We start from the raw sequence: 26,290 nt of genomic DNA, 5'->3' as shown, positions 1-26,290 counted from the left end.
CCGGGTAGGACGATTACTTGCCGGCGAGATGCGGGGCGATCTTGGTGCAGGCCTCGGTCAGGCCCTGGACGGCCGCAACCGAATTGTCGAACATCTTCTGCTCGGCCTTGGTCAGGTCGATCTCGATGACGCGCTCGACGCCACCGGCGCCGATCACCACCGGAACGCCGACATAGGTGTTCTTCACGCCATACTGGCCCGACAGATGCGCCGCGCAAGGCAGCACGCGCTTCTTGTCCTTGAGGTAGGATTCCGCCATGGCGATCGCGGATGCCGCGGGCGCGTAGTAGGCCGAGCCGGTCTTGAGCAGGCCGACGATCTCGGCGCCGCCGTCGYGAGTGYGCTGCACGATCTGGTCGAGCTTCTCCTTGGAAGTCCAGYCCATCTTGACGAGGTCGGGAAGCGGGATGCCCGACACCGTCGAATAGCGGATCATCGGCACCATCGAGTCGCCGTGGCCGCCGAGCACGAAAGCGGTGACGTCCTCGACCGAGACCTTGAACTCCTCGGCCAGGAAGTAGCGGAAGCGGGCGCTGTCGAGCACGCCGGCCATGCCCACGACATGGCTGGTCGGCAGGCCGGAGAACTTCTGCAGCGCCCAGACCATGGCGTCGAGCGGGTTGGTGATGCAGACGACGAAGGCCTTCGGCGCGTATTTCTTCAGGCCGGCGCCGACCTGTTCCATGACCTTAAGGTTGATGCCGAGAAGGTCGTCGCGGCTCATGCCCGGCTTGCGCGGCACGCCGGCGGTGACGATGCACACATCTGCGCCCTCGATGCCGGMATAGTCGTTGACGCCGGTCAGCCGGGAGTCGAAGCCATCGACGGGGGAAGACTGYGCGATGTCGAGGCCCTTGCCCTGCGGAATGCCCTCGGCGATATCGAACAGCACCACGTCGCCGAGATCCTTGAGGCCGATCATATGGGCGAGCGTGCCGCCGATCATGCCCGAGCCGATGAGCGCTATCTTATTGCGTGCCATGTGAGGATGTTTTCCCTTGTCTATGACGAGACGGTGACGTGGCCAGAGAGGCCGAAAGGATGCGAGCAACCGCGAGAATTAGCCGCACCGAATAGCTCCGGCCAAAGAAAAATTCAAACGATTATTTCGGACCCAGTGTTTTCAATCGGTTAGATGCTTCGGGAATTACGTAAACGTCAAAATTCGTGAGCCGACTGAGGAGAATTTACACAATGAACGTCGAAATCAGAAGGCTTCATCCCGGCGATGACGCTGTTGTGATGCGAGTGGCCGACGCGGTATTCGATGAACCGGTACGGCCGGACCGCCTCGCGGCCTATCTCAACGCGCCCGGCCATTTCATGATCGTTGCGATAATTGACGAAATCGTGGTCGGCCAGTGTGCCGCCGTCGTCCACCGTCATCCGGACAAAGTGAGCGAGCTCTATATCGACGAGGTCGGCGTGGCGCCGCCCTTCCAGCGGAAGGGCATCGCGAGAAAGATGCTCGACGCCATGTTCGAGATCGGGCGCGAACATGGCTGCGAAGAAGCCTGGGTCGGGACCGAGCCGGATAACGAGCCGGCGCGGGCGCTTTATGAAACGCGGAAGGAGCCGCACGGGAAGGCGGAGGATTTCGWGATGTATGTGTATCAGCTGTGAGATTAGCCGAAGACCCCTCCGCCTCGTCATTCTAGGGCGGAGCAAGGAGTGAAGCGACGCGCGCAGACCCTAGAATCGATGCCGTGACGCTAAAGCTTTGGAACGGTTCAGAATTCTGCTCCAGCGCGTTCCATGTTCGGACGTCACGGAATGGATCCTCGGGTCAAGCCCGAGGATGACGAAGGCGAGGAGGCTATCCCTGCGCCTGCCGCGCCTCCGCCACCGGCGCGGCCTGCCGCCGCTCCGCCCAGCCTTCCAGCCAGTCGCGGCTCTGCATCTCGACCAGGCGCGATGCGGTGCGCTCGAATTCGAACACTTCCGTGCCGCGCTTCGCCGTATAGAGCTCTTGCGGAGGCGCCGCGGCGCTCATCACCAGYCGCATGCGGTGGTCATAGAGCGTGTCGATCAAAAGGATGAAGCGCTTGGCCTCGTTGCGCTTGCCTTCGCCCAGCACCGGCACATGGTCGACGAAGACGGTCGAGAAACGGTCGGCGAGCGCCAGATAGTCGCGCGCGCCAAGCGGCTTTTCGCACAGGTCGGCGAAGGAAAAGCGCGCCGCGTCGCCGGCGGCGCGCGGCACGACGAGCTGGCGGCCTTTCAGCGTCAGCGTCACCGCTTCGGTCGGCTTGCCATGCGTCATCGCCTTCCAGGCCTCGTCCAGCGCGCGCTCGGCCGAAGCATCGTCCGGCGTGACATAGACCGRCTGCCGGTTGAGTTTTTCCTGCCGGTAGTCCTTGTCGGCGTCGAGCGTCATCACGGCCGCATTGCGCTCGAGCAGCGAGATGAACGGCAGGAAGAGCTGGCGGTTCAACCCGTCGCGGTAAAGGTTCTCCGGCGCCACGTTGGAGGTGGCGACCAGCACCACGCCGTTGGCGAACAGCGCCGAGAACAGGCGCGACAGGATCATCGCGTCGGCGATGTCGGTGACGGAAAACTCATCGAAGCACAGCACCCAGGCCTGGTCGGCCAGCGCCCGCGCCACCGGCGGGATCGGATCGTCTTCCTTGACCGTGCCTTCCTTGCGCGCCTGCCGGTGCTTCTGGATGCGGTCCTGCACATCGGCCATGAAGTCGTTGAAATGCACGCGGCGCTTGCGCCGGACCGGCAACAGCTCGAAGAACATGTCCATCAGCATGGTCTTGCCGCGGCCGACGCCGCCATGGATGTAGAGGCCCTTGACCGGCTCGCGCGGCTGCCGCTTGGCCGCGAACAGCCAGCCCAGCGCGCTCGATTTATGCGCCAGCCTTTTGGCCGAGATCTCGTCGATCAGCCGGTCGAGCGCGGCGACGATGCGCTCCTGCGCCGGATCGCGCTCGACCGCGCCGCTTTCAACCAGATGGTCGTAGCGCTGCTTGACGGTCGCATGGGTCTGGAGGCCGTCGCGCAAATGCATGGGTTCACGTCATTACTTTGAGCAGAATGCCCTGAGAAGGCGCCGGGCTATGTTGAGATTCAGGTCAGGCCGAGCCGAGAACGGTGGGTTCCAAGAACCGGAGCGGAGCGTACCTGAAGTACGTGAGCACCGGAAGCGCAGGAAGCCGTCATTCGCAGGCCGGCCTCACCTGAATATCGGCATAGCCTACCTTGTAAGCGAGATAGGCTGCCCATTGGAAGTCTGGCCGTCGAACTTTTCGCCGCCCGACGAATAGAGCCTGGCGAGCGTCCCACCATTTTCGTCGTAGAGCGTCAGCTGCTTGCCGGCGACGTTCCACGACTTGATGCCGTCGATCGGCGCCGGGCAGTGCAGCGGACCGGCGCGGTAGCCGGCGCCGAACTTGGTCTGCGGCGTCRCCACCTTGCAGCTTTGCCCGGAGACATTGACGTTCCACACGCCGGCGACGCTGGCCGCGGTGAGATCGGTGGCGCCGGCGGGCGCCGTACCGTCCGGCGGCAGCGAAGCGACCTGGGTGTTCTTCGGCGCAGTCGGGAATTGCGAAGGATCGGTGGTACCGGGGGAAGCCGGCGGCGGCAGCTGGTTCTGCGTTACCGTGCCGGACGGCGCCGGCGTCAGCGGCGCCGGCTGCTGGTCGTCCATCGACGAGAAGCGCGAGGTAGAGCAGCCGCTCGCAACCAGCGCGGCCAGCGATACGGCCACGAGGCCGCTCCGCGAAAAGAGGGGGGGCCGCGAAAAGGGGCGGGTCATCGAAAAATTCATCAAAACCTCCGTCGGATCCGGCCGGGGGGAGCCATCCGCGTAATCTTCGCTTCACCAAGACGGCGAAGGTGGCAGAATTTCAACCCGATATGGTTAAAATAGGGTTTTCGAACCAGCTGTTGCAAATTTATCGCAACAAGCGAACAGCGCCGGGACACCGCTGGCGGCGGCCACATAAACCGTTGAAATGGCAGCGTTAAATCCGCGCGCTGGGCACGAACACGTAGCCGTCCGGACCGACGACGTAGCATTCGCGAAGGCCATGCGGCTTATCGGCCGAGCCGGCCAGCACAATGTGGCCAAGCGCCGCCGCCTTTTTCTCGACCGCATCCGGATCGGCGCCGTAAAGGCGTAGCTCTATGCCGGCGCCGCGTGTGTCGGCGCCAGAAGTGACGCCGGTCATCGGATTGTCGAGATAGCTATGATCGGCATGCAGCATGAAGATCGAGCCCAACAGCTCGACCGCCGCGAAATCCTCATCGGCATAGATGATGCGGGCCCCGAGCACCTCGCGGCAGAAAGCCTCCATTGCCGCCATATCGGTGACCAACAGGTTGACGCCCACCCCATGCGGCAGCGAGCGGCCGAAATCCTCGGCCTTCATCCACGGTGTCTTGGTCCGCTTCATCGCCATGACGATCACCCTCTCTCCCGATCCTAATTGAACCGGTCTCCGCCCGTTGGCATTCGCCAGCAAAATGCTTGCGCCAGGCGAGCGCGTCCTTATCTCAGGAAAGATCGAGCCGGCGGGAGAGTGAATGGCCGAGAGAAGAAGAACCGCCAACCGCTACTACCACGGCCCGCCCAGCGATCATTTCGACGGCGCCTTGTTCTTCAACCCCGGCGGCAAGCCGCCCGGGCGCTTCAGCGATCTGCTCAGATGGCAATTCAGCGGCAAGCGGCCGAAATGGCCGGCTGCCTTTCCGAGCCCCCATCCGCCGGCAAAGYCGCATGGGCGGCTGGATGGCGGCGCGCTTCGGCTCACCATGGTCGGCCATGCCTCGCTTCTCATCCAGACCGCAGGGCTGAACATCCTGACCGATCCAGTCTGGTCGGAGCGCGCCTCGCCCTTCGCCTTTGCCGGCCCGAGAAGGGTCAATCCGCCAGGAATCGCCTTTGCCGACCTGCCGCCGATCGACCTGGTCCTGGTCAGCCACAATCACTACGACCATCTCGACCTCGCCACGCTGAAGCGGCTGAAGGAGAGACACGACCCGCTGGTGCTCACGCCGCTCGGCAACGACGCCATCGTCGGCCGCGCGGTGCCCGGCATGCGGCTTAGCGCGCATGATTGGGGCGATCGGATCGACATCGGCGCGGCGGCCATCCATGTCGAGCCGGCGCATCACTGGTCGGCGCGGGGCGGGCGCGACCGCCGCATGGCGCTATGGGCCGGCTTCGTCATCGAGACAGGGGGCGGCAACATCTATTTTGCCGGCGACACCGGCTTCCACGACGGCATCAACTACCGGCTGATGGGAGAAAAGCATGGCGGCTTCCGCCTCGCCATCCTGCCCATCGGCGCCTATGAGCCGCGCTGGTTCATGGCGCCGCAGCACCAGAACCCGGAGGAGGCCGTAGAGGGCATGAAGCTCTGCAACGCTGCTCACGCCGCTGGCTGCCATTGGGGCACCTTCCATCTCACCGACGAGCCGGTCGAGGAGCCGGCGCAAAAACTGGCCGAGGCTCTAGAGGCGCAAAGTCTGCCGCCAGAGCGCTTCCGCGCCATGCGACCGGGCGAAGTGTGGGACGTACCGCCCATCTGACAAAGGAACCCAAACCGGCCAAACGCGTTGATCCGCCGACGCAATTTCGCCGGAGCTTCCCATGATCAAGTGGATCATCATCCTTCTCATCATTGCCGCCGCCGCGAGCCTGCTCGGCATGCCGGCTTTGGCCGGAGCGGCCGCTACCGGCGCACGCATCCTCATCGGCATCGTCCTGATCATCTTCCTGCTGATCGTGCTCGGCGTCTTCGCCGTCACATAAGACTCGGGCTGGACTGGTAATTCCGGGCCGTTTCAGCCATATAGCGGCCAAATGGAACTGGAATGACCGGTTAGATGGCAGGCCCCGCCCCCTTCGCCAAGATGAACGGCATCGGCAACGAGATCATCGTTGCCGACATGCGCGGCCGTGCCGACAAGGTGACGGCGGAAGCGGCGATCGCCCTCAACGCCGACGCCGCGACCAAGTTCGACCAGATCATGGCGATCCATGACGCGCGTACGCCGGGCACTGCCTATTACATCGACATCCTGAATTCCGACGGCACCGGCGCGCAGGCCTGCGGCAACGGCATGCGCTGCGTCGTGCAGGCTTTAGCCGCCGAGACTGGCCTCAAGACCTTCACCTTCGAGACCCGCGCCGGCATCCTCAATGCTCAGGAGCACGCCGACGGCTCGATCTCGGTCGACATGGGCAAGCCGCGCTTTGGCTGGCAGGAGATCCCGCTCGCCGAGGAGTTCCGCGACACCCGCATGATCGAGCTGCAGATCGGCCCAATCGACGCGCCCGTGCTGCATTCGCCTTCGGTCGTCTCGATGGGCAACCCGCACGCCATCTTCTGGGTCGACCGCGACGTCTGGTCCTATGAACTCGAGCGCTTCGGTCCGYTGCTCGAGAACCATCCGATCTTCCCCGAGCGCGCCAACATCACCATTGCCCAGGTGACGTCGCCCGAGACCATGATCATCCGCACCTGGGAGCGGGGCGCCGGTCTCACCAAGGCCTGYGGCTCGGCCGCATGTGCCGCCGTGGTGGCGGCCGCCCGCACCAAGCGCACCGGCCGCAGCGTCTCGCTGCTGACGCCCGGCGGCGGGGAACTCAATGTCGAATGGCGCGACGACGACCACGTGATCCTGACCGGTGCCGCCGAATGGGAGTTTTCCGGCAGCTTCGATCCCTCGACCGGCGCCTGGGTCCGCGACACCGAAAGCGCCGCCTGATGTCCGCCCCTGAAAAAGGCGCGGCCCAGGCCCCCGCCGGCAAGGGCATCGACGTCGTCACCTTCGGCTGCCGCCTCAACACCTATGAGTCGGAGGTGATGCGCCGCGAGGCCGAGAGCGCCGGCCTCGGCGCGCTGCAAGGCGGCGCCGTCATCTTCAACACTTGCGCCGTCACGGCAGAAGCGGTGCGCCAGGCCAAGCAGGCGATCCGCAAGGCGCGCCGCGAGAACCCTGAAGCCCGCATCATCGTCACCGGCTGCGCGGCGCAGACCGAGCCGCAGAATTTCGCCGCCATGGACGAGGTCGACCTCGTGCTCGGCAATGAGGAGAAGCTCAAGGCGAACTCCTATCGCGCTTTGCCCGACTTCGGCGTCAACGACACCGAGAAGGCGCGCGTCAACGACATCTTTTCGGTGCGCGAGACGGCAAGCCACATGGTCGACGCCATCGAGGGCCGGGCGCGCGCCTTCGTGCAGGTGCAGAATGGCTGCGACCACCGCTGCACCTTCTGCATCATCCCCTATGGCCGCGGCAATTCGCGCTCGGTGCCGATGGGCGCCGTGGTCGAGCAGGTCAAGCGTCTCGCCGGCAACGGCTATGCCGAGATCGTGCTGACCGGCGTCGACATGACCAGCTTCGGCGCCGACCTGCCGGGCAGCCCGAAGCTCGGCAAGCTGGTGAAGACCATCCTGCGCCAGGTGCCGGATGTTAAGCGGCTGCGGCTGTCATCGATCGATTCCGTCGAGGCCGACGACGACCTGCTTGACGCCATCGCCACCGAGCCCAGGCTGATGCCGCATCTGCATCTGTCGCTGCAGTCGGGCGACGACATGATCCTGAAGCGCATGAAGCGCCGCCACAGCAGAGACCAGTCGATCCGCTTCTGCGAGGATGTGCGCAAGCTGCGTCCCGGCGTCGTCTTCGGCGCCGATATCATCGCCGGATTCCCGACCGAGACCGAGGCGATGTTCGAGAATTCGGAGAAGATCGTCGAGGAATGCGGCTTGACGCACCTGCACGTCTTCCCGTTCTCGCCTCGCGAAGGCACGCCCGCCGCGCGCATGCCGCAGGTCCGCCGAGAGGTGGTGAAGGCGCGCGCCGCAAGGCTGCGCGCCGCCGGCGAGGCCGCCTATCGCCGTCATTTGTCATCGCTTGCCGGCACGCGGCAGTCGATCTTGATCGAGCGCGACGGGCTCGGCCGCACCGAAGGCTTCACGCTGGCGGCGATCGACACCGGCGCGCCCGGCGAGATCGTCGAGGCCATCATCACCGGCCATGACGGCGCCCGGCTGATTGCGGCGCCCTTGGCCGCGCAAGCCGCCTGAGAAACTGCGAGACGCATGGCTGGTTTTTTCAAGAAGATATTTTCGTTCGGCAAGAAAGAGGTCGTCGAGGAGCGCGTCGACGAAACGGCCCCRCTGCCGCCGATCAAATGGGATCAGCTCGACGCACTGAAGCCGGAGGCCGATCAGGCCGCGCCTCAACCGACCCCCGAAGAGCCTGCGCCTCAACCTGCCCCTGAAGAGCCRCAACCCGAGCCTGCTCCGACCGTTCCACCGACGCCTGAGCCGACCGTTCCGCCTGAGCCGGAACCGCTGCCCGGCCCCAAGCCGGAAGAGGAACCGCAACCGGCTCCGGAGACGCCCGAACCGCCCTCACCGGAAGAAGTGCCGGTACCCCCGGCAGAGCCCGAGCCCACCCCAGGCCCGGCGCCCGAACCCACACCGCAGGAGGTGCCCGTACCTGCGCCGGCTCAGCCGGATATCGAGCCTTCGCGTCCGGAACCGCAACCTGAGCCGACGCCGGTCGAGGTGCCGACGCCGCCCAGCGAGATTCCGGCCGAGACGCCTGCGCGCGAAATCCCGCCTGCGGAAGCCTTGCCTCCCCTTCGCCAGCCTGCGCCCGTCGAGCCGCAGCCGATCCATGCCGAGATCGCGCCAGAGCCTGAAGCCGCGCCGACGCCCCACCCTCCGCTCGATGGGGAGCGCCGCCACGACGTGGCGGGGCGGGGTGACGGCGCCGAGGTAGAGCCGGCGCTCGTTCCAACATTACAACCCGCTCCCGAGCCAAAACCCGCCGCCGGCAAGGTGAYGGTCTCGAAAAAGGTCGAACAGAAGGCCGAGCCGGTGAAAGCGCCGGAGCCGGCGCCGCGGCGTTCCTGGTTCCAGCGCATGCGCGAAGGGCTGGCCCGCTCGTCGCGCGAGCTCACCGGCAACATTGCCGGCGTCTTCACCAAGCGAAAGCTGGACGAGGACACGCTGCAGGATCTGGAGGACGTGCTGATCCGCGCCGATCTTGGCGTGGAGACGGCGCTCCGCGTCACCGACTCGCTCGCTTCCAGCCGTTATGGCCGCGACGTCTCCGATTCCGAGGTCCGCGCCGTGATGGCGGCGGAAGTGGAGAAGGTGCTGACCCCGGTCGCGAAACCGCTGGAGCTCGACCTCAGCCACAAGCCGCATGTCATCCTGGTCGTCGGTGTCAACGGCACCGGCAAGACGACCACCATCGGCAAGCTCGCCGCCAAGCTGACCGACGGCGGCCTCAAGGTGATGTTGGCCGCCGGCGACACCTTCCGCGCCGCCGCGATCGAGCAACTGAAGATCTGGGGCGAGCGCACGAAATCGCCCGTCATCGCCACCAAGCTCGGCGCCGATGCGGCGGGCCTTGCCTATGACGCCTTCGAAAAGGCGAAGGAGGCCGGCTCCGACGTGCTGATCATCGATACGGCCGGGCGCCTGCAGAACAAGACCGAGCTTATGGCCGAGYTGGAAAAGATCGTGCGCGTGCTGGGCAAGCTCGATCCGGAAGCGCCGCACACGGTGCTGCAGACGGTCGACGCCACCACCGGCCAGAATGCGCTGAACCAGGTGGAGATCTTCCGCAACGTCGCCGGCGTCAACGGACTGGTGATGACCAAGCTGGACGGCACGGCGCGCGGCGGTATTCTGGTGGCGATCGCCGCCAAGCACAGGTTGCCGGTCTATTTCATCGGCGTCGGCGAGCAGGTCGACGACCTCGAACCATTTTCCGCCAGCGAATTCGCCCGGGCGATCGCCGGCGTGGCTTGAACAAGGGCGTGATCTTGGAAGGCCGCCTGCTTTTCGGCCAGATCATGCGCAAGAAGGACTTTTATGAACATCCTCGAACGCGACCCGTCCGATCCACGCCGCAAGCCGATGAATCCCGGCCTGAAGTTCCTGCTCGAGCTGGGACCGGGCCTGGTGTTCTTCTTCACCACCATTCGTGGCGAGTGRCTGGCCGAGAAATTTCCCATCCTCACCCATCTTGGCGAGCCGATCCTGATCGCCACCGCCTTCTTCATGGTCGCGACCGCACTTTCGCTGAGCGCCTCCTGGGCGCTGACGCGCAGCCTGCCGCTRATGCCGCTGGTCTCGGCCATCGTCGTCTTCGTCTTCGGCGCGCTGGCGCTTTACCTGCAGGACAAGACCTTCGCCTTCATGAAGCCGACCATCATCAACTCGCTGTTCGGCGTCACGCTTCTCGGCGGGCTACTGTTCGGCCGGTCGCTGCTCGGCTACGTCTTCGATTCCGCCTTCCAGCTCGATGCCGAGGGCTGGCGCAAGCTGACCTTCCGCTGGGGCCTGTTCTTCCTGTTCCTGGCCGTGCTCAACGAGGTGGTGTGGCGCAACTTTTCCGAGGCGACCTGGCTTTATTTCAAGGTCTGGGGCACGATCCCGATCACCTTGCTGTTCACCTTCAGCCAGATGCCGCTGATCATGCGCCACTCGCTGGAGGAGAAAGCCAAGGAAGAGAAGGCGGGGAATTAAGCGCAGGACGGGGGGCGGTATGGAATTCCTGACCACGCATGCCGAGCTGAGGACGATCTACAAGACGCCCCGGCCGACCGACGGCTCCATCCGCAAGGAACTGAAAGCCCTCGACGGCCATTGCCGTTCCTTCATCGGCAAGAGCCCCTTCGTGCTGATTGGTTCCTCCGACGGCGCCGGCAATGCCGACGTGACGCCCAAGGGCGACAAGCCCGGCTTCACCGCCATCCTCGATAACTCGACCATCGCCATTCCCGACCGGCCCGGCAACAACCGGCTGGACACGCTGGAAAACATCATCCGCAACCCGTCGGTCGGGCTGCTCTTCCTCATCCCCGGCATGAACGAGACGCTGCGCGTCAATGGCGACGCCCGCATCACCGTCGATCCCGCCTTGCGCGAACGCCTGGCCGTCGACGGCAAGGAGCCGCAGAGCGTGATCGTGGTGACGGTCAAGGCCGCCTATATGCATTGCGCCAAGGCCTTCATGCGCTCCGACCTCTGGAAGCCGGAGACCTGGTACGATCGCGCCACGCTGCCGACGCTCGGCCAGATCATCCGCGACCAGCTGGCGCTGAGCGAAAGTGCCGGTGAGATCGATCGCGAGTTGGACGACGATTACCGCCAGACCATGTGGTAGGCTTTCCGGACGACTCACTCCTCGTCCGGTTCTCCCTTGATCGACATCATCGCCATATCGGGCAGCCTGCGCGCCGCCTCGACCAATTCGGCCCTCGTTGCCGCCTTGGCCGCCAACGCGCCCGCGGACTGCCATGTCCAGGTCTATGACGGCCTCGGCCGGCTGCCGATCTTCAACCCCGACGATGAGGGCGACCGCACGCCGCCCGAGGCGGCACGCCTGATCGAGATGATCACCCGCGCCGACGGCGTCATCGTCTCGTGCCCGGAATATGCGCATGGCGTGCCCGGCGGCATGAAGAACGCGCTCGACTGGCTGGTCTCGCGCGACGCCGCCGTCGGCAAGCCGGCGATGCTGGTGCATGCCTCGCCGCGCTCGCTCTATGCGCGGGCCGCCTTGGCCGAGATCATGCGGACGATGTCGTTCGCGATGTATGAGGGGGCGCTGGAGATCGCGCTGCTGGGCAAGAAGCCGGCGGAGATGGAGATGATCCTGGCGGAGGGTTCGAACCGCCAGGCGATGTGTGAGGYGGTGCAGGGATTCGTGGGGTTTATTCGATCACAGTAAGCGCTGACCTGCTTCGCTTGCGATCCTTCGCGCCCCCCTCTGCCCTGCCGGGCATCTCCCCCACAACGGGGGAGATTGGCAGTTTCGGCGCCGGCACGCTCCTGCAACGTCGACGATTGGCGAAAGCCGAGGCGACATCTAATCTCCCCCCTTGTGGGGGAGATGTCCGGCAGACAGAGGGGCCGCTGTCCCGCCGACCCCTCGCAACTTTTAGGCCCTGGAAGAGCCTTTACCCCTTTCGCAGCGTCTCGACATCGGTCTTGCCGACATACCAGTCGCGGGCGTTGACCTCCTCGAACACCACCCAGACATCGTTGTTGCTGAGCCCGGTGGCGTCCATGATGGCCGCGGTCACCTTCTTGGCGATGTCAGCCTTCTTGCCGGCCGGATCGGCGGCGATCACTTCCTTGACGATGCGGATGTTGACGAATGRCATTTTTGCTCCCTCCCCTTCGGTTGCTTGCACGGCCGAGACTGTTTCGAAATTCGCTCCGGCGAGTCATATGGTGGTGGTTTCGAGAACCGGAGCGGAGCGGACTTTTAGGTCCGTGAGCCTGCGCATGACCCCGAAATCGAAATCGATTTCGGAAAGGATCATGCGCCAAGTAAAATTCCTGCAGCGTCCTTTGCGCGTCCAAGAGGACGCGCGGCGCTGCAGTAGCGCAGAAACCGCCGGCAGATGGCCGCCGGAGTAGAATTTCCAAACAGTCTCGCTCAATAGGTCTTGGCCCCATTCACCATCAGCCGCACCATGTAGAGCGAGGTGGTGCCGGCGATGTAGAGACAGTTGAGCTTGTTGCCGCCGAACACGCAGTTGGCGGTCACCTCAGGCACCTTGACCTTGCCGATCAGCGTGCCGTCCGGGTCGTAGCAGTGGATGCCGTCGGCAGCGCTTGTCCAGATGCGGCCGTCCGAATCGAGTCTGAATCCGTCGAACAGGCCGGCGGTGCAGTCGGCGAACACCTTGCCGCCCGAAACCTTCTTGCCGTGCTTGCCGACGTTGAAGACCCGCATATGCGCCGGGTTCTTCTCGCCATGCGTGCGGCCGGTGTCGACGACATAGAGCAGGCTTTCGTCGAGCGAGAAGGCGAGCCCGTTCGGCCGCACCATGTCGGTGATGACGGCCTCGACATCGCCCGTCTCCGGATCGACGCGATAGACGTTGCAGGCGCCGATCTCGCTTTCGGCCTTGTCGCCCTCATAGTCGGTATCGATGCCGTAGCTCGGATCGGTGAACCAGATTGAGCCGTCGGAGCGCACCACCACGTCGTTAGGCGAGTTCAGCCGCTTGCCCTTCCACTTCTCGGCGATGGTGGTGATCGAGCCGTCGAACTCGGTGCGGCTGACGCGGCGGCCGGAATGCTCGCAGGTCACCAGCCGGCCCTGACGGTCGACCGTGTTGCCGTTGGAATTGCCGGACGGCTGGCGGAACACGCTGACGCTGCCGTCGGTCTCGTCATAGCGCAGCATGCGGTTGTTCGGAATGTCGGACCAGACGACATAGCGGCCGGCCGCGAACCAGGCCGGTCCTTCCGCCCAGCGGCAGCCCGTGAACAGCTTTTCCACCTGCGCGCTGCCGTTGAACAGGCGCGCGAAGCGCGGATCGAGAATTTCGTAATAGTCAGCGGCCGCCATCAATTTCCTCCCGGCATCAGGTGACGGGCGGATCAAGCCAGCCCGAAGCCGATCTGGCAAGACGGCAGGCCTGCAATTTGTATGACAAAACGGATGAGAACTGCGTGAAGCGCGCCATCTCGGCTGCAAGGCCGGGCACATAGGCCTGTTAGGTCGGAATTAACCGGCTATGCGCTGATTGCAATGGTGCATTGCAACATCTTTCTTTTGCAACGCACCATTCCTATGTCATCCTCGCAATCGTCAGGGAGGAACAACCGGCCGCGCCAATGCGGCATAGCCGAAACAGTTCGGCCTTAAAGGAACCCTGTCATGTTCGACAATCTTGTCTCCCGTGCCCGCGCCAGCATCGCCAAGCGCCGCCACTACAACCGTCTCGTCGCCGAAATCGAGAACCTGTCGAGCCGCGATCTCGCCGATCTGCGCKCCGACCGTTCCGAGATGCTCTACCAGGTCCACAAGCAGATCTACGGCTGAGCGACAGACCCTCACCCGGATTGCCAACCGAATTGCGAAGGCAATTCGGGGCAATCCGACCTCTCCCCAAGGGGAGAGGAGCAGGTAGGCGCCAGCGCCAACCTCTTCTCCCCTTGGGGAGAAGGTGGCCGCGAAGCGGCCGGATGAGGGGGAGCGCCGCCTCAGCCCGGCGCCGCCAGCGCTTTCTCGATCTGCGGTAGCAGCAAAGCCTTCACGGAGTCGGGCGTCAGCGGCCCGACATGCTTGTAGGCGATCTTGCCGTCCTTGCCGATGACGAAGGTCTCCGGCACGCCATAGACGCCCCAGTCGATCGCCGCGCGTCCGGCCGGATCGACGCCAATCGCCTGATACGGATTGCCGAGATCGCCAAGGAAGCGGCGGGCGTTTTCCGGCTGGTCCTTGTAGTTCAGCGCGGCAAGCGTGAAGCGCTTGTCCTGCGACAGGCCGAGAAGCACCGGATGCTCTTCGCGGCACGGCGCGCACCAGGACGCGAACACGTTGACCAGCGTCACCTTGCCGGCAAAGTCTTTCGACTCGAGCCCCGGCAGGCTCATCCMCTCGAGCGGCGGCAGGTCCGTCTGCGGCGCCGGCAGGCCGATCAGCGCCGAGGGGATTTCAGAGGTGTCGCGGCCCGAGAGCAGCTGCGACAGGAACAGTCCCGCCAACCCCAGGAACACCAGGAGCGGCAGAAGCACGAACAGACGGCGCCGTGGCGCCGGAGCTTCGCCTTCGAGGCTCATGGTTTTACTGCCTTGTCGGAACGCCGCCGCACCCMGGCCGCTTCGAGCGCCGCGAGCTCACGCTTGCGCGCCCGCTGGTCGAGCAGGATCCAGCCGACCAGCCCGGCCAGCACGACGGCCGTGATGGCATAGGCGGCGGTGACGAACAGGGCATGCGCGCTCACAGCGACCGCTCCCTGCTCTTGGTCATGTCAACCGTTCCGATCATGTCTTCCCTTAGCCCTAGCGCGACCGTCCTGCAATTTGCCGCGGTGCCGCAGTGAAGGAACGTCTCCCTCGCCTCAATCCGTCCCGTGCCGCAGCGCCAGCGCCGCCGCCAGCGGGCCCAGCACCGCAAGAAACAGCGTCAGCGCGGCCAGAATGAGGAAAGGCTGCAGGAACGGCGCCGGATCGGCCACCGCGCCATAGCTGGCCGAAACGCCGAATATCAGCACCGGAATGGTGAGCGGCAGCACCAGCACCGAGATCAGCAGCCCGCCGCGCGGCAGCGCCACCGCGACCGCGGCACCCGCGGCGCCGATGAAGGTGATGGCCGGCGTGCCGACAAGCAGCGTCAGCGCCGTCGCGCCGATACCCAGCGGCTCCATATTCATGAACAGGCCGAGCAGAGGAGCCGCGACCACCAGCGGCAAAACGCTGCCCGTCCAATGCGCCAGGCATTTCGTCAGCACCGTCAGCGCCAGCATGTGGCGGTCGCCGTTGAGCACCAGCAGGTCGAGCGAGCCGTCCTCGCGGTCGGCCTGGAAGAGCCGGTCGAGCCCGAGCAGGCAGGCGAGCAGGGCGGCGATCCACAGGATCRCCGGGCCTATGCGCGACAACAAGTTGAGGTCGGGGCCGACGCCGAACGGGATGGTGACGATGACCGCGAGGAAGAAGATGACGCCGGTCAACGCGCCGCCGCCGGCGCGGATGGAGAGGCGGATGTCGCGGAGGAAGAGGGCCCACATTATGAGGTCGCCCCTTGGCAATCTGAGACGCAGAGTTCCTTCGCGCCCCCCTCTGTCCTGCCGGACATCTCCCCCACGAGGGGGGAGATTGGCTGTTTCAGCGCCCCGCCGGATCTTCCGACGTTGGTAGTTGGCGAAATCGCCGGCGACGTCTGATCTCCCCCCAAGTGGGGGAGATGGCCGGCAGGCCAGAGGGGGGCGCCGTAGAGCACCGACATCAAAGACCTACCTTCATTTGCAGCTCGTGCGCCCCTTCCAGCCCCAGCGGCAGATGCGTCGCCGCCACCACGATCCCCCCATCCCGCAGGTGCCCCCGCATCAATCCCGCGAACCGTTCMTCCGAGGCCTTGTCCAGTCCCGCCGTCGGCTCGTCCAGCAGCCAGACCGGCCGGCGGGTGACCAGAAGCTTGGCGATCGAGGCCCGCCGTCTTTGCCCGGTCGACAGATAGCCGAAGGGCAGGTGCCCGAGACCGCCGAGCGCCACCGTCTCCAGCGCCTCCTCCACGCCAAGCCCCGCCTCCCCCTGAAAAGCCCGCCAGAAGCCGAGATTCTCCTCGACGCTGAGCGCCGTCTTCATCGCATTGAGATGGCCGAGATAATGCGAGGCCGCGGCGACCGTCGGGAAAGCCTCGCCGCCGCCCTCGAATCGAACTTTCCCTTCGGCGGCCGGCAGGAGCCCGGCGACTACCCTCAGCAGCGTCGATTTGCCCGCGCCGTTCGGACCGGTGACGATAAGCGCCTCGCCCTTGTCCAGCGCGAAGCCGATATTGGAGAAAACCGTCTCGCCGCCGCGCTCGCCGCCCAGATTTTCGGCGATCAGCCGCATTCTTTGCCCGTCCGAAATCACCGTTTCGCGGCCGTTCCCGGCTCACGCAAATTCGTCTTTCGACTGTCTAGAACTATTCCAGGAAATTCTCTATATGCGGTTCATCCGTGCCAGCGGTCGGCGCGGGATCAGAATTAGCGCCGAACCAGCGCACGTGCCGCCTTGAACGGCTCGGGTTGCTTGGGAGCGGACAGCGGAAATGGCCGTACCCGCACCTTTGCGCGTGATTGCATGCCAACGGCGTCCGTTCCCTTTCAGGCTGAACAGACAAGGACGGATCGCCGTGACGAAATCCCTCGACAGTTTCAATTGCCGCCGCACCCTGACCGCAGGTGGCGCGGACTATGTTTATTTCGACCTCGTTGAGGCCGAGAAGAACGGCCTCACCGGCATCGCGCAGTTGCCCTATTCGATGAAGGTTCTGCTGGAGAACCTGCTGCGCAACGAAGATGGCCGCTCCGTTACCAAGGAATCGATCCAGGCGGTCGCCGCCTGGCTGACCGACAAGGGCACCGCCGGCGTCGAGATCGCCTATCGCCCGGCCCGCGTGCTGATGCAGGATTTCACCGGCGTTCCGGCGGTGGTCGACCTCGCCGCCATGCGCGACGGCATCAAGGCGCTCGGCGGCGACCCGGAAAAGATCAACCCTCTCGTGCCGGTCGACCTTGTGATCGACCACTCCGTCATCGTCGACGAGTTCGGCACGCCGATGGCCTTCGCCCGCAATGTCGAGCTCGAATATGAGCGCAACGAGGAACGCTACAAGTTCCTGAAATGGGGCCAGCAGGCCTTCCGCAACTTCCGCGTCGTRCCGCCCGGCACCGGCATCTGCCACCAGGTCAACCTCGAATATCTCGGCCAGGTCGTGTGGACCAATTCGGAAGATGGCGAGACGGTCGCCTATCCGGATACCTGCGTCGGCACCGATTCGCACACCACCATGATCAACGGCCTCGGCGTGCTCGGCTGGGGCGTCGGCGGCATTGAGGCCGAGGCGGCGATGCTCGGCCAGCCCGTGTCCATGCTCCTGCCCGAGGTCATCGGCTTCCGCCTCACCGGCAAGCTCAAGGAAGGCGTCACCRCCACCGACCTCGTGCTCACCGTCACCCAGATGCTGCGCAAGAAGGGCGTCGTCGGCAAGTTCGTCGAGTTCTTCGGCCCCGGCCTCTCCAACATGACGCTGGCCGACCGCGCCACGATCGGCAACATGGCGCCGGAATACGGCGCGACCTGCGGCTTCTTCCCGGTCGACTCGGAAACCATCCGCTATCTGACCATGTCCGGCCGCGAGGAAAACCGCATCGCCCTGGTCGAGGCCTATTCCAAGGCGCAAGGCATGTGGCGCGACACGGGCTCGGCCGACCCGGTCTTCACCGACCTGCTCGAGCTCGATCTTGGTGACGTCGTGCCGTCGATGGCCGGCCCGAAGCGCCCCGAAGGCCGCGTCGCCTTGCAGGACATTCCTGCCGGCTTCGCCAAGGCGATGGAGACCGAGTACAAGAAAGCTGCCGAGATCTCGAAGCGCTACGCCGTCGAGGGCGCTTCCTACGATCTCGGCCATGGCGACGTCGTCATCGCCGCCATCACGTCCTGCACCAACACCTCCAACCCGAGCGTGCTGATCGGCGCCGGCCTCTTGGCCCGCAACGCCAACCGGCGCGGCCTGAAGCAGAAGCCGTGGGTCAAGACCTCGCTCGCTCCCGGCAGCCAGGTGGTGGCCGAATATCTGGAAAAGTCCGGCCTGCAGAAGGAGCTCGACCAGATCGGCTTCAACCTGGTCGGCTTCGGCTGCACCACCTGCATCGGCAATTCCGGCCCGCTGCCGGCGCCGATCTCCAAGACGATCAACGATAAGGGCCTCATCGCCGCGGCCGTGCTTTCCGGCAACCGCAACTTCGAAGGCCGCGTCTCTCCGGACGTGCAGGCCAACTACCTCGCCTCGCCGCCGCTGGTGGTGGCGCATGCGCTGGCCGGCACCGTGACCAAGGACCTCACCACCGAGCCGCTCGGCGAGGGCAGCGACGGCAAGCCGGTCTATCTCAAGGACATCTGGCCGACCTCGGCCGAGATCCAGGAGTTCATCGAGAAGAACGTCACCCGCGAGCTGTTCGCCCGCAAATATGCCGATGTCTTCAAGGGCGACGCCTATTGGCAGAGGGTCAAGGCGCCGGCAGGCCAGACCTATGCCTGGGACGACCACTCGACCTATGTGCAGAACCCGCCCTATTTCGCCGGCATGGGTCGCGCCTTCGGCAAGGTCGGCGACATCAAGGGCGCACGCGTGCTCGGCCTCTTCGGCGACAAGATCACCACCGACCACATCTCGCCGGCTGGCTCGATCAAGGCCGCTTCGCCCGCGGGCAAGTACCTGACCGAGCATGGCGTCGGCGTCGCCGACTTCAACCAGTACGGCACGCGGCGCGGCAACCATGAGGTGATGATGCGCGGCACCTTCGCCAACATCCGCATCCGCAACCACATGCTGGGCGAGAACGGCCGCGAGGGCGGCTACACGATCCACTATCCCTCGAAGGAGGAGATGTCGATCTACGACGCCGCGATGGAGTACAAGAAGGAAGGCGTGCCGCTGGTGATCTTCGCCGGCGTCGAATACGGCAACGGCTCGTCGCGCGACTGGGCGGCCAAGGGAACGAATCTGCTTGGGGTCCGCGCGGTCATCGCCCAGTCCTTCGAGCGCATCCACCGCTCCAACCTGGTCGGCATGGGCGTCATCCCCTTCGTCTTCGAGGAGGGCACCTCATGGGCTTCCCTCAATCTCAAGGGTGACGAGTTGGTCGAGATCGACGGCCTGGACACGATCAAGCCGCGCCAGAAGATGGTCGCCAAGGTGACCTTCGGCGACGGCACGGTGAAGAACGTGCCGATCATCTGCCGCATCGATACGCTGGATGAGCTCGACTACTTCAAGAACGGTGGCATTTTGCAGTACGTGCTGCGCGATCTGGCCGCGTAGCGGCCAGGCAGTAGGGCTTAGGCAATAGGCAGTAGGGAAACAGGACACCTACTGCCTACTGCCTACTGCCTACTGCCTACTGCCTACTGCCTAACCTTCGGCTTCCCAAACCGCGCCGTCGCCGCGAGCAGCACCGCCAGCATCAGCCCGTTGAAGACGTGCCAGAGGAAGTGCGTGCCGAGCGGGAAGCTGGCGCAGACCAGCGGATCGATCATGCGGCAGATGACTGAGACGACGAAGATCGCCGATCCCGTCAKATTGTACCATCCGGCCCGGTTGCCGGTGGCCGCCACCCACGCCCCGAAGAAGGCGAGCGCCAGGAAGGGCGGCAAATAGCCTGTGGTGCCGTTCGAGGCCTGGCGCAGCCAGTCGGGCACCGCATAGGTGATCAGGCCGGCCACCGCATAGAAGGCGACGAAGACGAGGATCGCCTTGCTCCAGTCCATGCCGAGGAATCGCCGCAGGTTGAACAGCGTGTAGGCCAGCGTGAAGCCGGCGATCGGCAGGATGTCGGCCCAGATCGTGCCTTTGCTGGCGAAGGTGTGGAACAGGGTCGAGCCGATGCCGATCGCCACCACCCACCAAGCCAGCACCTCGGCGAAGGCGCCGGTCTGATAGCGCCGCACCTGCCAGACACCCCACAGTCCCGCGGCAATGAAAGCCACGTTGGTCAAAGCATTAGCCGGCTCCGCCCAAAGTCCAGGCCCCGTCCGTTCGCAATAGAGATCGACAGGGGTCAGGAGAGTTTGCCACATGGTGAGGATGCTGCTCCCGAATCGAACCGCGCCTTGAAATGCAACCGCTCTCCTATTGCGCCCTGACCTGCGGCTGCAACAGCAAAAATTTCACCGCAACGTGACTTCCCGTTGACTGGCGCTTCTGCCACATATTTTAGCAATCAGAACAAAGGCCGGCGTCACCGGCGGGAATTGGAAAAGTCATGGCATTTCGAGGACGATTGCGGCTTGCGGCGGCGGCRCTGGCCCTGACGGCGTTGGGCGGCGTGGCCCTGGCAGCCGAGCCTGAGAAAGCCGCGRCCGGCAAAACCGACAGGGCCCAAATCGACAGGCCCCAAATCGACAGGCCTTTGGGCGTGGTCGAACTGTTCACCAGCCAGGGCTGCAGTTCCTGTCCGCCGGCCGACGAGTTTTTCGCCGAGCTCGCCGGCAAGGACGACATCGTCGCGCTCGCCTACCACGTCAATTACTGGGACTATCTCGGCTGGCAGGACACGCTGAGCACCAAGGAGAACACCGACCGCCAGTATGACTATATGCGCGCCTTCGGCAGCCGCTCGGTCTACACGCCGCAAGCCGTCATCAACGGCCGCAGCCACGTCAACGGCGCCAGCCGCAAGGACGTCGACGGTGCGCTGGCCCGCATGGACAGGACCGGCGAGGGCATGCGGGTCGCCATCAAGGTGAGCCRCACCAGCGACCGCGTCATGATCGACGCGGGCGACGCCGCCGGCGGCGGCCCGACCGATGYCCATCTGGTGATCGTCTATTTCGATCCGCCGCAGATGGTGAAGATCGGCCAGGGCGAGAACAGCGGCCGCAGCCTGACTTATTGGAACGCCGTCTCCGACATCCAGACCGCCGGCATGTGGCACGGCAAGGCGCAGCGTTACGAATTGCCGATGACCGAGATCGCCAAGAAGGGCGGCTGCGCGGTGCTGCTGCAGTCGGTCGGCAAGGACGRCATGCCCGGCCCGATCCTCGGCGCCGCCTTCATCCGCAAGCCGGATCGGCTTTAGCTTTTTCCCTTCTCCCCTTGTGGGAGAAGGTGAGTCCCACCATGCAATAAAAAACCGGCGTCAGCTTGCTTCTGACGCCGGTCATTCAGGTTTTGGGATCGTCGCACCTGATTTTTCCAAGGAAAAACCGAGGTTGGTTCGATCCGACGCTGACCCGTGGGCGGGGGGCTTGGGGTTTACGAGCCGGTGCCGGACCGAACCGTCTCAGGCAACGCCGGTAAACTCGTCGGACATTGGGGCATGAGCGCGGATTATTTGTGGCAAGAATGTGGCGAAGTATCACCAATTCCAACATGCGTTTTGCAAACGTGACTGGACGTTTGGGAAACCGCGCGACCGCGMGCATGCCTCGCCGGGCGACGCAATTCCATCCTGCCCTTGCAATTCCAGCACGAAAGCGCGAACCTTGGCTGGCGCATGATTCAATCGAAGGATCGAGGCATGACCGATCACAGCAGCGGGACGGAGGATGGGGAAGCATCCGGAATATTGATCCCGTTGCACGAGGCGCGCAACGCCCGCCTCGATCAGCCGGTGCGATTCGACCGGCGCGAGCTCGACCAGATCCTGAGGCTTTACGGACGCATGGTGGCGGCCAATGAATGGCGCGACTACGCGATCGACCATCTCACTGATCGCGCTGTCTTTTCCGTCTTCCGACGGGCCAGCGAAGTGCCGCTCTTCCAGATCGTCAAGGACCCCAAGCTGGCGCGTCGGCAAGGCGCCTTCGCCGTGATCGCGGCAGGCGGCCGCATCCTCAAGCGCGGCCAGGAACTCGGCCGCGTGCTCGGCGTGTTCGATGCGAAGCTGAAGGTCGTCGAGGCCTGAAGAGGAACTGGAGAATTGAAGAACTGAAGAATTGAGGAAAAGAGGCGCTACGCGCCCGATAAATTTTTTTCTTCAGTTCTTCAATTCCTCATTTCTTCAATTCCCATTTTCCCATTCTGCTCATTTCCCTCCGAGCCTGAACCTCCGCTCCGGCAGCGAATCCGGATCCGGCGGCAGCGCCGCGCCGCCGTTCAGCGACAGCTGCATGAACACCGTGTCCAGCCAGCGCCCGTGCTTGTAGCCGGAGCCTTCCAGGCGCCCGGAATGGCAAAAGCCGAGCTTCTCGTGYAGCCGCACCGAGGCGCTGTCGGCATGGCCGTCGCCGATCACCGCGATGATCTGGCGGAAACCCGCCGCGCGCGCCGTCTCGATCAAGGCCTGCATCAGCGCCGAGCCCACGCCCTGCCCCTTGGCCTCGGGCGCGACATAAACCGAATCCTCGACGACGAATCGGTAGGCGGGGCGCGGCCGGAACGGCCCGGCATAGGCATAGCCGAGCACGACGCCGTTCTTCTCGGCCACGAGATAGGGAAAACCGCCCGCCGCCAGAGCGTCGAATCGATTGCCCATTTCGGCGCGGCTGGGCGGCTCCAGCTCGTAGCTCGACGTGCCGTGCGTAACCRCATCGGCATAGATTTCGGTGATCCGGTCGAGGTCGGCCGCGGTGGCGGGTCTGATCGCGATAGTGCTCATAATTTATGCAGTTCTCTTTCCTGCCTCGATAACAGCAAAGGGCTGCGCAAAAAGAAAGGGCGGCCGTTGGGCCGCCCTTCGCAAAGTCTGTGGTCCAGTGAGACCGGCAACTGCCTTTAACGGCGGTCGCCCATGAACTGCAGCAGGAACATGAACAGGTTGATGAAGTCGAGATAGAGCTRCAGCGCGCCCATGATGGCTTTGCGRCCGGCGACATCGGCGACGTCGCCCTCGAAATACATCTCCTTGATCCGCTGCGTGTCGTAGGCGGTGAGGCCCGCGAAGACCAGCACGCCGATCGCCGAGATGGCGAAGGCGAGCGCCGACGACTGCAGGAAGATGTTGATCAGCATCGCGATCAGCAGGCCGATCACGCCCATAATCAGAAACGAGCCGAACGCCGACAGGTCGCGCCTGGTCGTGTAGCCATAGAGCGACAGGCCGCCGAAGGCCGCGGCCGTGGCGAAGAAGGTCTGGGTGATGCTGGTGCCGGTGTAGACGAGGAAGATCGTCGACAGCGACAGGYCGACAAGGCCGGCATAGACCCAGAACGTGGTCTGCGCCGCCGCCACGCTCATCGACTGGATGCGGAACGACAGGAACATCACGGCGGCCAGCGGCGCCAGGATGACGACCCAGCGGAACGCGCTTGCATAGATCAGCTGGCCGAAGCCGGTCAGTTGGCCGTCGCCGGTGACGGCGAGGTGGAAGGCGCCCCAGGCGGCAAGGCCGGTGATGAGCAGGCCGAGCCCCATGAGGTTGTAGACTTTGATCATATAGGCGCGCAGGCCTTGATCGATATCGACGCGCGCGCCGGGGGCGGCGGACGTCTGGTAGTTGCGAATGGGATCAGCCATTGGAAATCCTCTGTTGCTTCTGCCCCGTCCGGTGACAGGTCTTTTGGGGACCAGGCGCCGCTGGCGGAGCTCCAGCATGCCTGGGCAAAATATGAGCGTTCTCGACGTCAAGAACAAGACGGTAACGCGCGGTAACGCTTTGTGAGAAGGCAAAAGCCCGGTTTTCGGGCCTTCCGGCCGCCATTCTTACCAAGATTTAACCGGGCAAGCCGCCGGAGCCCTCAGTCAAGGCTGCGCATCAGAGGTTGCGCAGCACCGGCGCCGCCTTGTGGCCGAGCACCCGCCAGGTGCCGGCAAGGCCGATGCCGACGGTGACCGTCAGCGAGACAAGAATGGTCACCACGGCCACCTCCGGCATGAAATGTGACGGCAGCGTCATGATATGCGCGACCACGAACCAGGCGGCGATGCCGCCGGCGGCAAGCGCGAACAGCGCGGTCGCAAGGCCGATCAGCACATATTCCAGCGAGAAGGCCGCGATCAGCGTTCGTCGCGTCGCGCCCAGCGTCTTCAGCACCACCGCGTCGTGGATGYGCGCCCGGTTGCCGGCGGCCAGGGCGCCGGAAAGCACYAGCACCGAAGCGATCAGCGCCACGCCGGCGGCGGYGCGGATCGCCATGCCCAGTTGCGCGACCAGCCGGTTGACGATGTCGAGCGCATCCTTGACGCGCACCGTCGTCACCGCCGGAAAGGCGCGGGTGACGGCATTGAGCAAGCGCGCATCGTCGGCCGTGGTGGCGCTTTTGTCGGTCAGCGTCGCCAGCCAGCCGTGCGGCGCCCCGGCAAAGCTGTTGGGCGAGAACACCATGACGAAGTTGATGCCCATCGTCTCCCACTGCACCTGGYGGAAATTGGCGATCTTCGCCGTGACGTTGCGTCCCAGCACGTTGACGGTCACGCTGTCGCCCAGCTTCAGCCCGATCGCCTTGCCCTCCTCGGCCGAGAACGACACCAGCGGCGCGCCGGAATAATCCTGCGGCCACCACGCGCCTTCGGTCAGCGTCGCATTCTCCGGTTGCCTGGCATCATAGGTCAGGCCGCGGTCGCCACGCAGCACCCAGGCGCCGTCGGCCGGGATCTTGACCTTGTCGACGTCGACGCCGTTGAGCGCCATGATGCGGCCGCGCAACATCGGCACCTTGACCAGCGTTCCCCGTGGCGACTCATTGCCGACGAGGCTGGCGAAGGCATCGACATCGCCGCTCTGGATGTCGACGAAGAAGAAGTTCGGCGCCCGCTCCGGCAGGCTGCCGGAGATCTGCCGCCTGAGATTCCCGTCGATCAGCGCCAGCGTCACCAGCAGCGTCAGCCCAAGCCCGAGCGACAGCACCACCGAGGGCGTCAGCRCGCCTGGACGGTGGATGTTGCCAAGCGCCAGCCGCAGCGACACGGAGCGCACGCGCGGGCTCTTTCTTGCGGCCCATTGCACCAGCACGGCCACCAGCCGCAGCACCAGGAAGGCAAAGACGGTGGCGCCGACGAAGATCGAGGCGATGCGGGTGTCGTTGGCCGAAAGGATCGCCAGCGCCGCCAGCGCGACGACGATCGCCAGCGCCGCACCGGCATAAGGCAGGCGGGGCAGGCCGCGGCTCTCGAATCCCATCTCGCGAAACAGCGCGGTCGCCGGCACGTCGCGGGCGCGGCCAAGCGGCAGGAGCGCGAAAGCCAGCGTCACCAGCAAGCCGAAGAGCGCCGCCATGGCAAGCGCGCCTGGATAGAAGCCGCCTTGCGCCGGCACCGGGATGACCGATTGCAGGAGCGCGCTCGCCACGAACGGCATCGCGGCGCCGAGGATCAGCCCGAGCACGATGCCGAGGCCCGCGATCAAAAGGATCTGCACGAGATAGACGGTGAAGACGAAGCCGCCCGAGGCGCCCAGGCTCTTGAAGGTGGCGATGACGCCGCGCTTGCCGTCGAGATAGGCGCGCACGGCATTCGCCACGCCGACACCGCCGACCACCAGCGCCGTCAGCCCGACAAGCGTCAAGAACTGCGAGAAGCGCTCGATGTTGGCGGAGAGCGCGGGTGCGGCGTTGCTGCGCGTGCGGATCGACCAGCCAGCCTGCGGGAAATCCTTCGCGGCTTGGGCCTGGATATCCTTGATCCGCGCCTCCGATGTGCCGTCCGGCAGCCGCACCTTATAGGCGTTCTCGACCAGGCTGCCCGGCTGCACCAGGCCGGATGCGGCAAGCCCTTGGCTCGAGATCATCAGCCGCGGCGCGAAGCCGAAGCCGTCCGACACCGCATCCGGCTCGCTGACCAGCCTCGCCCGCAACTCGAAAACGGCGCTGCCGAGCTTCAGCCTGTCGCCGACGTGAAGGTTGAGCCGGTCGAACAACAGGTCGGGTGCGGCGGCGCCGAACACGCCGGACCTTTCGCCGAACAACTGCTCCTTCGGCAGCGCCGGATCGGTTTCCAGCGCGCCGTAGAGCGGATAGGCGCCGTCCACCGCCTTGGCCTCGACCAGCGCCTGGTCGGACCCGTCCTCCAGCCGCGCCATCGAGCGCATGCCGGACGTCTGCGACACCGCGCCGAGACTGCGGATGAAGCCGAGCTCGGCGTCCGAAGCGCCGCGCTGGTTGACCTGGAAGCGCAAATCGCCGCCGAGCAGCGTCTGGCCCTGATCGGCGACGCCGGCCGAGATCGCCTGYGCCACGGAATTGACGCCGCCGATCGCCGCGACGCCCAGCGCAATGCAGGCAAGGAAGATCATGAAGCCCGACAGGCCGCCGCGCATCTCGCGCAGCGAGAAGCGGATGGCGAGCTTCAATGTGCGGAGCCAGGCCCCCTCATCCGGCCGCTGCGCGGCCACCTTCTCCCCGCTGGGGAGAAGAGG

The 26,290-nt window shown here is 64.9% G+C and carries 27 protein-coding genes; 13 read left to right on the top strand and 14 right to left on the bottom strand.

The window, feature by feature from the left end; all coding sequences use genetic code 11:
- Positions 1-13: 13 nt before the first annotated feature.
- The gene (mdh, locus tag LCM4576_RS20280; RefSeq protein ID WP_071034174.1) at positions 14-982 is read right to left on the bottom strand and encodes a malate dehydrogenase; all 969 of its coding nucleotides are present in this window, start codon (positions 980-982) and stop codon (positions 14-16) included.
- A gap of 212 nt (positions 983-1,194) precedes the next feature.
- On the opposite strand from mdh, the gene LCM4576_RS20275 reads away from it, so the two are divergent.
- On the top strand, positions 1,195-1,623 hold the full coding sequence (locus LCM4576_RS20275; RefSeq protein WP_071034172.1) for a GNAT family N-acetyltransferase: 429 nt from the start codon (positions 1,195-1,197) through the stop codon (positions 1,621-1,623).
- A 193-nt stretch (positions 1,624-1,816) separates the two neighbouring features.
- Here the strand turns inward: LCM4576_RS20275 and zapE are convergent, their stop codons facing one another.
- From zapE to LCM4576_RS20260, 3 genes are all read right to left on the bottom strand, one after another.
- The gene (gene zapE / locus LCM4576_RS20270; RefSeq protein ID WP_071034170.1) at positions 1,817-3,016 is read right to left on the bottom strand and encodes a cell division protein ZapE; all 1,200 of its coding nucleotides are present in this window, start codon (positions 3,014-3,016) and stop codon (positions 1,817-1,819) included.
- 186 nt (positions 3,017-3,202) lie between these two features.
- The gene (locus LCM4576_RS20265; protein WP_071034212.1) at positions 3,203-3,766 is read right to left on the bottom strand and encodes a protease inhibitor Inh/omp19 family protein; all 564 of its coding nucleotides are present in this window, start codon (positions 3,764-3,766) and stop codon (positions 3,203-3,205) included.
- 208 nt (positions 3,767-3,974) lie between these two features.
- On the bottom strand, positions 3,975-4,412 hold the full coding sequence (locus LCM4576_RS20260; protein WP_083354796.1) for a glyoxalase/bleomycin resistance/extradiol dioxygenase family protein: 438 nt from the start codon (positions 4,410-4,412) through the stop codon (positions 3,975-3,977).
- Between the two features lie 124 nt (positions 4,413-4,536).
- Here LCM4576_RS20260 and LCM4576_RS20255 point away from each other — a divergent pair, with 124 nt between their 5' ends.
- The 8 genes from LCM4576_RS20255 (at position 4,537) to LCM4576_RS20220 (ending at position 11,721) form a co-directional block, all read left to right on the top strand.
- Positions 4,537-5,544 carry an MBL fold metallo-hydrolase gene (locus tag LCM4576_RS20255; protein ID WP_071034168.1) on the top strand — a complete coding sequence of 336 codons (1,008 nt, stop codon included), beginning with the start codon at positions 4,537-4,539 and terminating at the stop codon, positions 5,542-5,544.
- Positions 5,545-5,605: 61 nt separating this feature from the next.
- A complete protein-coding gene (locus tag LCM4576_RS20250) occupies positions 5,606-5,767 on the top strand; it encodes a DUF1328 family protein (RefSeq protein WP_040987840.1) in 162 nt (53 codons plus the stop codon).
- Between the two features lie 74 nt (positions 5,768-5,841).
- On the top strand, positions 5,842-6,726 hold the full coding sequence (gene dapF, locus LCM4576_RS20245) for a diaminopimelate epimerase (protein ID WP_071034166.1): 885 nt from the start codon (positions 5,842-5,844) through the stop codon (positions 6,724-6,726).
- Positions 6,726-8,051 carry a tRNA (N(6)-L-threonylcarbamoyladenosine(37)-C(2))-methylthiotransferase MtaB gene (gene mtaB, locus LCM4576_RS20240; protein ID WP_071034164.1) on the top strand — a complete coding sequence of 442 codons (1,326 nt, stop codon included), beginning with the start codon at positions 6,726-6,728 and terminating at the stop codon, positions 8,049-8,051. The genes dapF and mtaB overlap by 1 nt, the downstream gene beginning before the upstream one ends.
- A 15-nt stretch (positions 8,052-8,066) precedes the next feature.
- A complete protein-coding gene (gene ftsY / locus LCM4576_RS20235) occupies positions 8,067-9,794 on the top strand; it encodes a signal recognition particle-docking protein FtsY (RefSeq protein WP_071034163.1) in 1,728 nt (575 codons plus the stop codon).
- 63 nt (positions 9,795-9,857) lie between these two features.
- Positions 9,858-10,514, top strand: a complete 657-nt coding sequence (locus LCM4576_RS20230; protein ID WP_071034161.1) for a septation protein A — start codon at positions 9,858-9,860, stop codon at positions 10,512-10,514.
- Between the two features lie 19 nt (positions 10,515-10,533).
- Entirely contained in the window at positions 10,534-11,154 is a 621-nt protein-coding gene (locus LCM4576_RS20225; RefSeq protein ID WP_040987847.1) for a pyridoxamine 5'-phosphate oxidase family protein, read from the top strand.
- 36 nt (positions 11,155-11,190) lie between these two features.
- Complete coding sequence (locus tag LCM4576_RS20220) at positions 11,191-11,721, top strand: NADPH-dependent FMN reductase (protein ID WP_071034160.1); 531 nt, start codon at positions 11,191-11,193, stop codon at positions 11,719-11,721.
- Between the two features lie 229 nt (positions 11,722-11,950).
- On the opposite strand, the gene LCM4576_RS20215 is transcribed toward LCM4576_RS20220, so the two are convergent.
- Together LCM4576_RS20215 and LCM4576_RS20210 are read right to left on the bottom strand one after the other, a co-directional pair.
- Positions 11,951-12,157, bottom strand: a complete 207-nt coding sequence (locus tag LCM4576_RS20215) for a 4-oxalocrotonate tautomerase family protein (RefSeq protein ID WP_071034158.1) — start codon at positions 12,155-12,157, stop codon at positions 11,951-11,953.
- Positions 12,158-12,435: 278 nt separating this feature from the next.
- Entirely contained in the window at positions 12,436-13,356 is a 921-nt protein-coding gene (locus tag LCM4576_RS20210) for an SMP-30/gluconolactonase/LRE family protein (RefSeq protein ID WP_041010984.1), read from the bottom strand.
- A gap of 312 nt (positions 13,357-13,668) precedes the next feature.
- Between LCM4576_RS20210 and LCM4576_RS36840 the strand changes: the two genes are divergently transcribed.
- Entirely contained in the window at positions 13,669-13,833 is a 165-nt protein-coding gene (locus LCM4576_RS36840; RefSeq protein WP_198540277.1) for a hypothetical protein, read from the top strand.
- 161 nt (positions 13,834-13,994) lie between these two features.
- On the opposite strand, the gene LCM4576_RS20205 is transcribed toward LCM4576_RS36840, so the two are convergent.
- The 4 genes from LCM4576_RS20205 to ccmA all read right to left on the bottom strand — a co-directional run bounded on the left by LCM4576_RS20205 (position 13,995) and on the right by ccmA (position 16,346).
- Positions 13,995-14,573 (bottom strand): DsbE family thiol:disulfide interchange protein, encoded by a 579-nt coding sequence (locus LCM4576_RS20205; protein ID WP_071034157.1) that lies wholly within the window; start codon positions 14,571-14,573, stop codon positions 13,995-13,997.
- Complete coding sequence (gene ccmD, locus LCM4576_RS20200; RefSeq protein WP_071034155.1) at positions 14,570-14,737, bottom strand: heme exporter protein CcmD; 168 nt, start codon at positions 14,735-14,737, stop codon at positions 14,570-14,572. The genes LCM4576_RS20205 and ccmD overlap by 4 nt, the downstream gene beginning before the upstream one ends.
- 117 nt (positions 14,738-14,854) lie before the next feature.
- Positions 14,855-15,520 carry a heme exporter protein CcmB gene (gene ccmB / locus LCM4576_RS20195; protein ID WP_071034154.1) on the bottom strand — a complete coding sequence of 222 codons (666 nt, stop codon included), beginning with the start codon at positions 15,518-15,520 and terminating at the stop codon, positions 14,855-14,857.
- 217 nt (positions 15,521-15,737) lie between these two features.
- Positions 15,738-16,346 (bottom strand): heme ABC exporter ATP-binding protein CcmA, encoded by a 609-nt coding sequence (gene ccmA / locus LCM4576_RS20185; RefSeq protein WP_071034150.1) that lies wholly within the window; start codon positions 16,344-16,346, stop codon positions 15,738-15,740.
- Between the two features lie 283 nt (positions 16,347-16,629).
- On the opposite strand from ccmA, the gene acnA reads away from it, so the two are divergent.
- Entirely contained in the window at positions 16,630-19,320 is a 2,691-nt protein-coding gene (gene acnA, locus LCM4576_RS20180; protein WP_071034148.1) for an aconitate hydratase AcnA, read from the top strand.
- Positions 19,321-19,403: 83 nt separating this feature from the next.
- On the opposite strand, the gene LCM4576_RS20175 is transcribed toward acnA, so the two are convergent.
- A complete protein-coding gene (locus tag LCM4576_RS20175; RefSeq protein ID WP_071034146.1) occupies positions 19,404-20,075 on the bottom strand; it encodes a ceramidase domain-containing protein in 672 nt (223 codons plus the stop codon).
- Between the two features lie 185 nt (positions 20,076-20,260).
- On the opposite strand from LCM4576_RS20175, the gene LCM4576_RS20170 reads away from it, so the two are divergent.
- Together LCM4576_RS20170 and LCM4576_RS20165 are read left to right on the top strand one after the other, a co-directional pair.
- Positions 20,261-21,076, top strand: coding sequence for a thioredoxin family protein (locus LCM4576_RS20170; RefSeq protein WP_071034144.1), 816 nt, complete (start codon positions 20,261-20,263; stop codon positions 21,074-21,076).
- A 441-nt stretch (positions 21,077-21,517) separates the two neighbouring features.
- The gene (locus tag LCM4576_RS20165) at positions 21,518-21,904 is read left to right on the top strand and encodes a DUF2794 domain-containing protein (RefSeq protein ID WP_040988010.1); all 387 of its coding nucleotides are present in this window, start codon (positions 21,518-21,520) and stop codon (positions 21,902-21,904) included.
- Between the two features lie 120 nt (positions 21,905-22,024).
- Here the strand turns inward: LCM4576_RS20165 and LCM4576_RS20160 are convergent, their stop codons facing one another.
- The 3 genes from LCM4576_RS20160 to LCM4576_RS20150 all read right to left on the bottom strand — a co-directional run bounded on the left by LCM4576_RS20160 (position 22,025) and on the right by LCM4576_RS20150 (position 26,191).
- Complete coding sequence (locus LCM4576_RS20160) at positions 22,025-22,597, bottom strand: GNAT family N-acetyltransferase (RefSeq protein WP_071034143.1); 573 nt, start codon at positions 22,595-22,597, stop codon at positions 22,025-22,027.
- A gap of 116 nt (positions 22,598-22,713) precedes the next feature.
- Positions 22,714-23,454: a Bax inhibitor-1/YccA family protein gene (locus LCM4576_RS20155; protein WP_071034141.1), complete on the bottom strand. Its 741-nt coding sequence runs from the start codon at positions 23,452-23,454 to the stop codon at positions 22,714-22,716.
- Positions 23,455-23,692: 238 nt separating this feature from the next.
- Positions 23,693-26,191 carry an ABC transporter permease gene (locus LCM4576_RS20150; protein ID WP_157901222.1) on the bottom strand — a complete coding sequence of 833 codons (2,499 nt, stop codon included), beginning with the start codon at positions 26,189-26,191 and terminating at the stop codon, positions 23,693-23,695.
- Positions 26,192-26,290 lie beyond the last annotated feature (99 nt).

Source organism: Mesorhizobium sp. LCM 4576 (genome assembly GCF_001854815.1).
GTDB classification, from domain to species: Bacteria; Pseudomonadota; Alphaproteobacteria; order Rhizobiales; family Rhizobiaceae; genus Mesorhizobium; species Mesorhizobium plurifarium.
Note: the sequence above shows the minus strand (reverse complement) of the source record. Positions and strands in the feature narration are given on the sequence as shown.

Excerpts from the sequence above, each read along its gene's own strand:
- LCM4576_RS20260 (WP_083354796.1), bottom strand. The coding sequence starts at position 4,412 with ATGGCGATGAAGCGGACCAAGACACCGTGGATGAAGGCCGAGGATTTC.
- LCM4576_RS20250 (WP_040987840.1), top strand. The coding sequence starts at position 5,606 with ATGATCAAGTGGATCATCATCCTTCTCATCATTGCCGCCGCCGCGAGC.
- mtaB (WP_071034164.1), top strand. The coding sequence starts at position 6,726 with ATGTCCGCCCCTGAAAAAGGCGCGGCCCAGGCCCCCGCCGGCAAGGGC.
- LCM4576_RS20225 (WP_040987847.1), top strand. The coding sequence starts at position 10,534 with ATGGAATTCCTGACCACGCATGCCGAGCTGAGGACGATCTACAAGACG.
- LCM4576_RS20210 (WP_041010984.1), bottom strand. The coding sequence starts at position 13,356 with ATGGCGGCCGCTGACTATTACGAAATTCTCGATCCGCGCTTCGCGCGC.
- LCM4576_RS20165 (WP_040988010.1), top strand. The coding sequence starts at position 21,518 with ATGACCGATCACAGCAGCGGGACGGAGGATGGGGAAGCATCCGGAATA.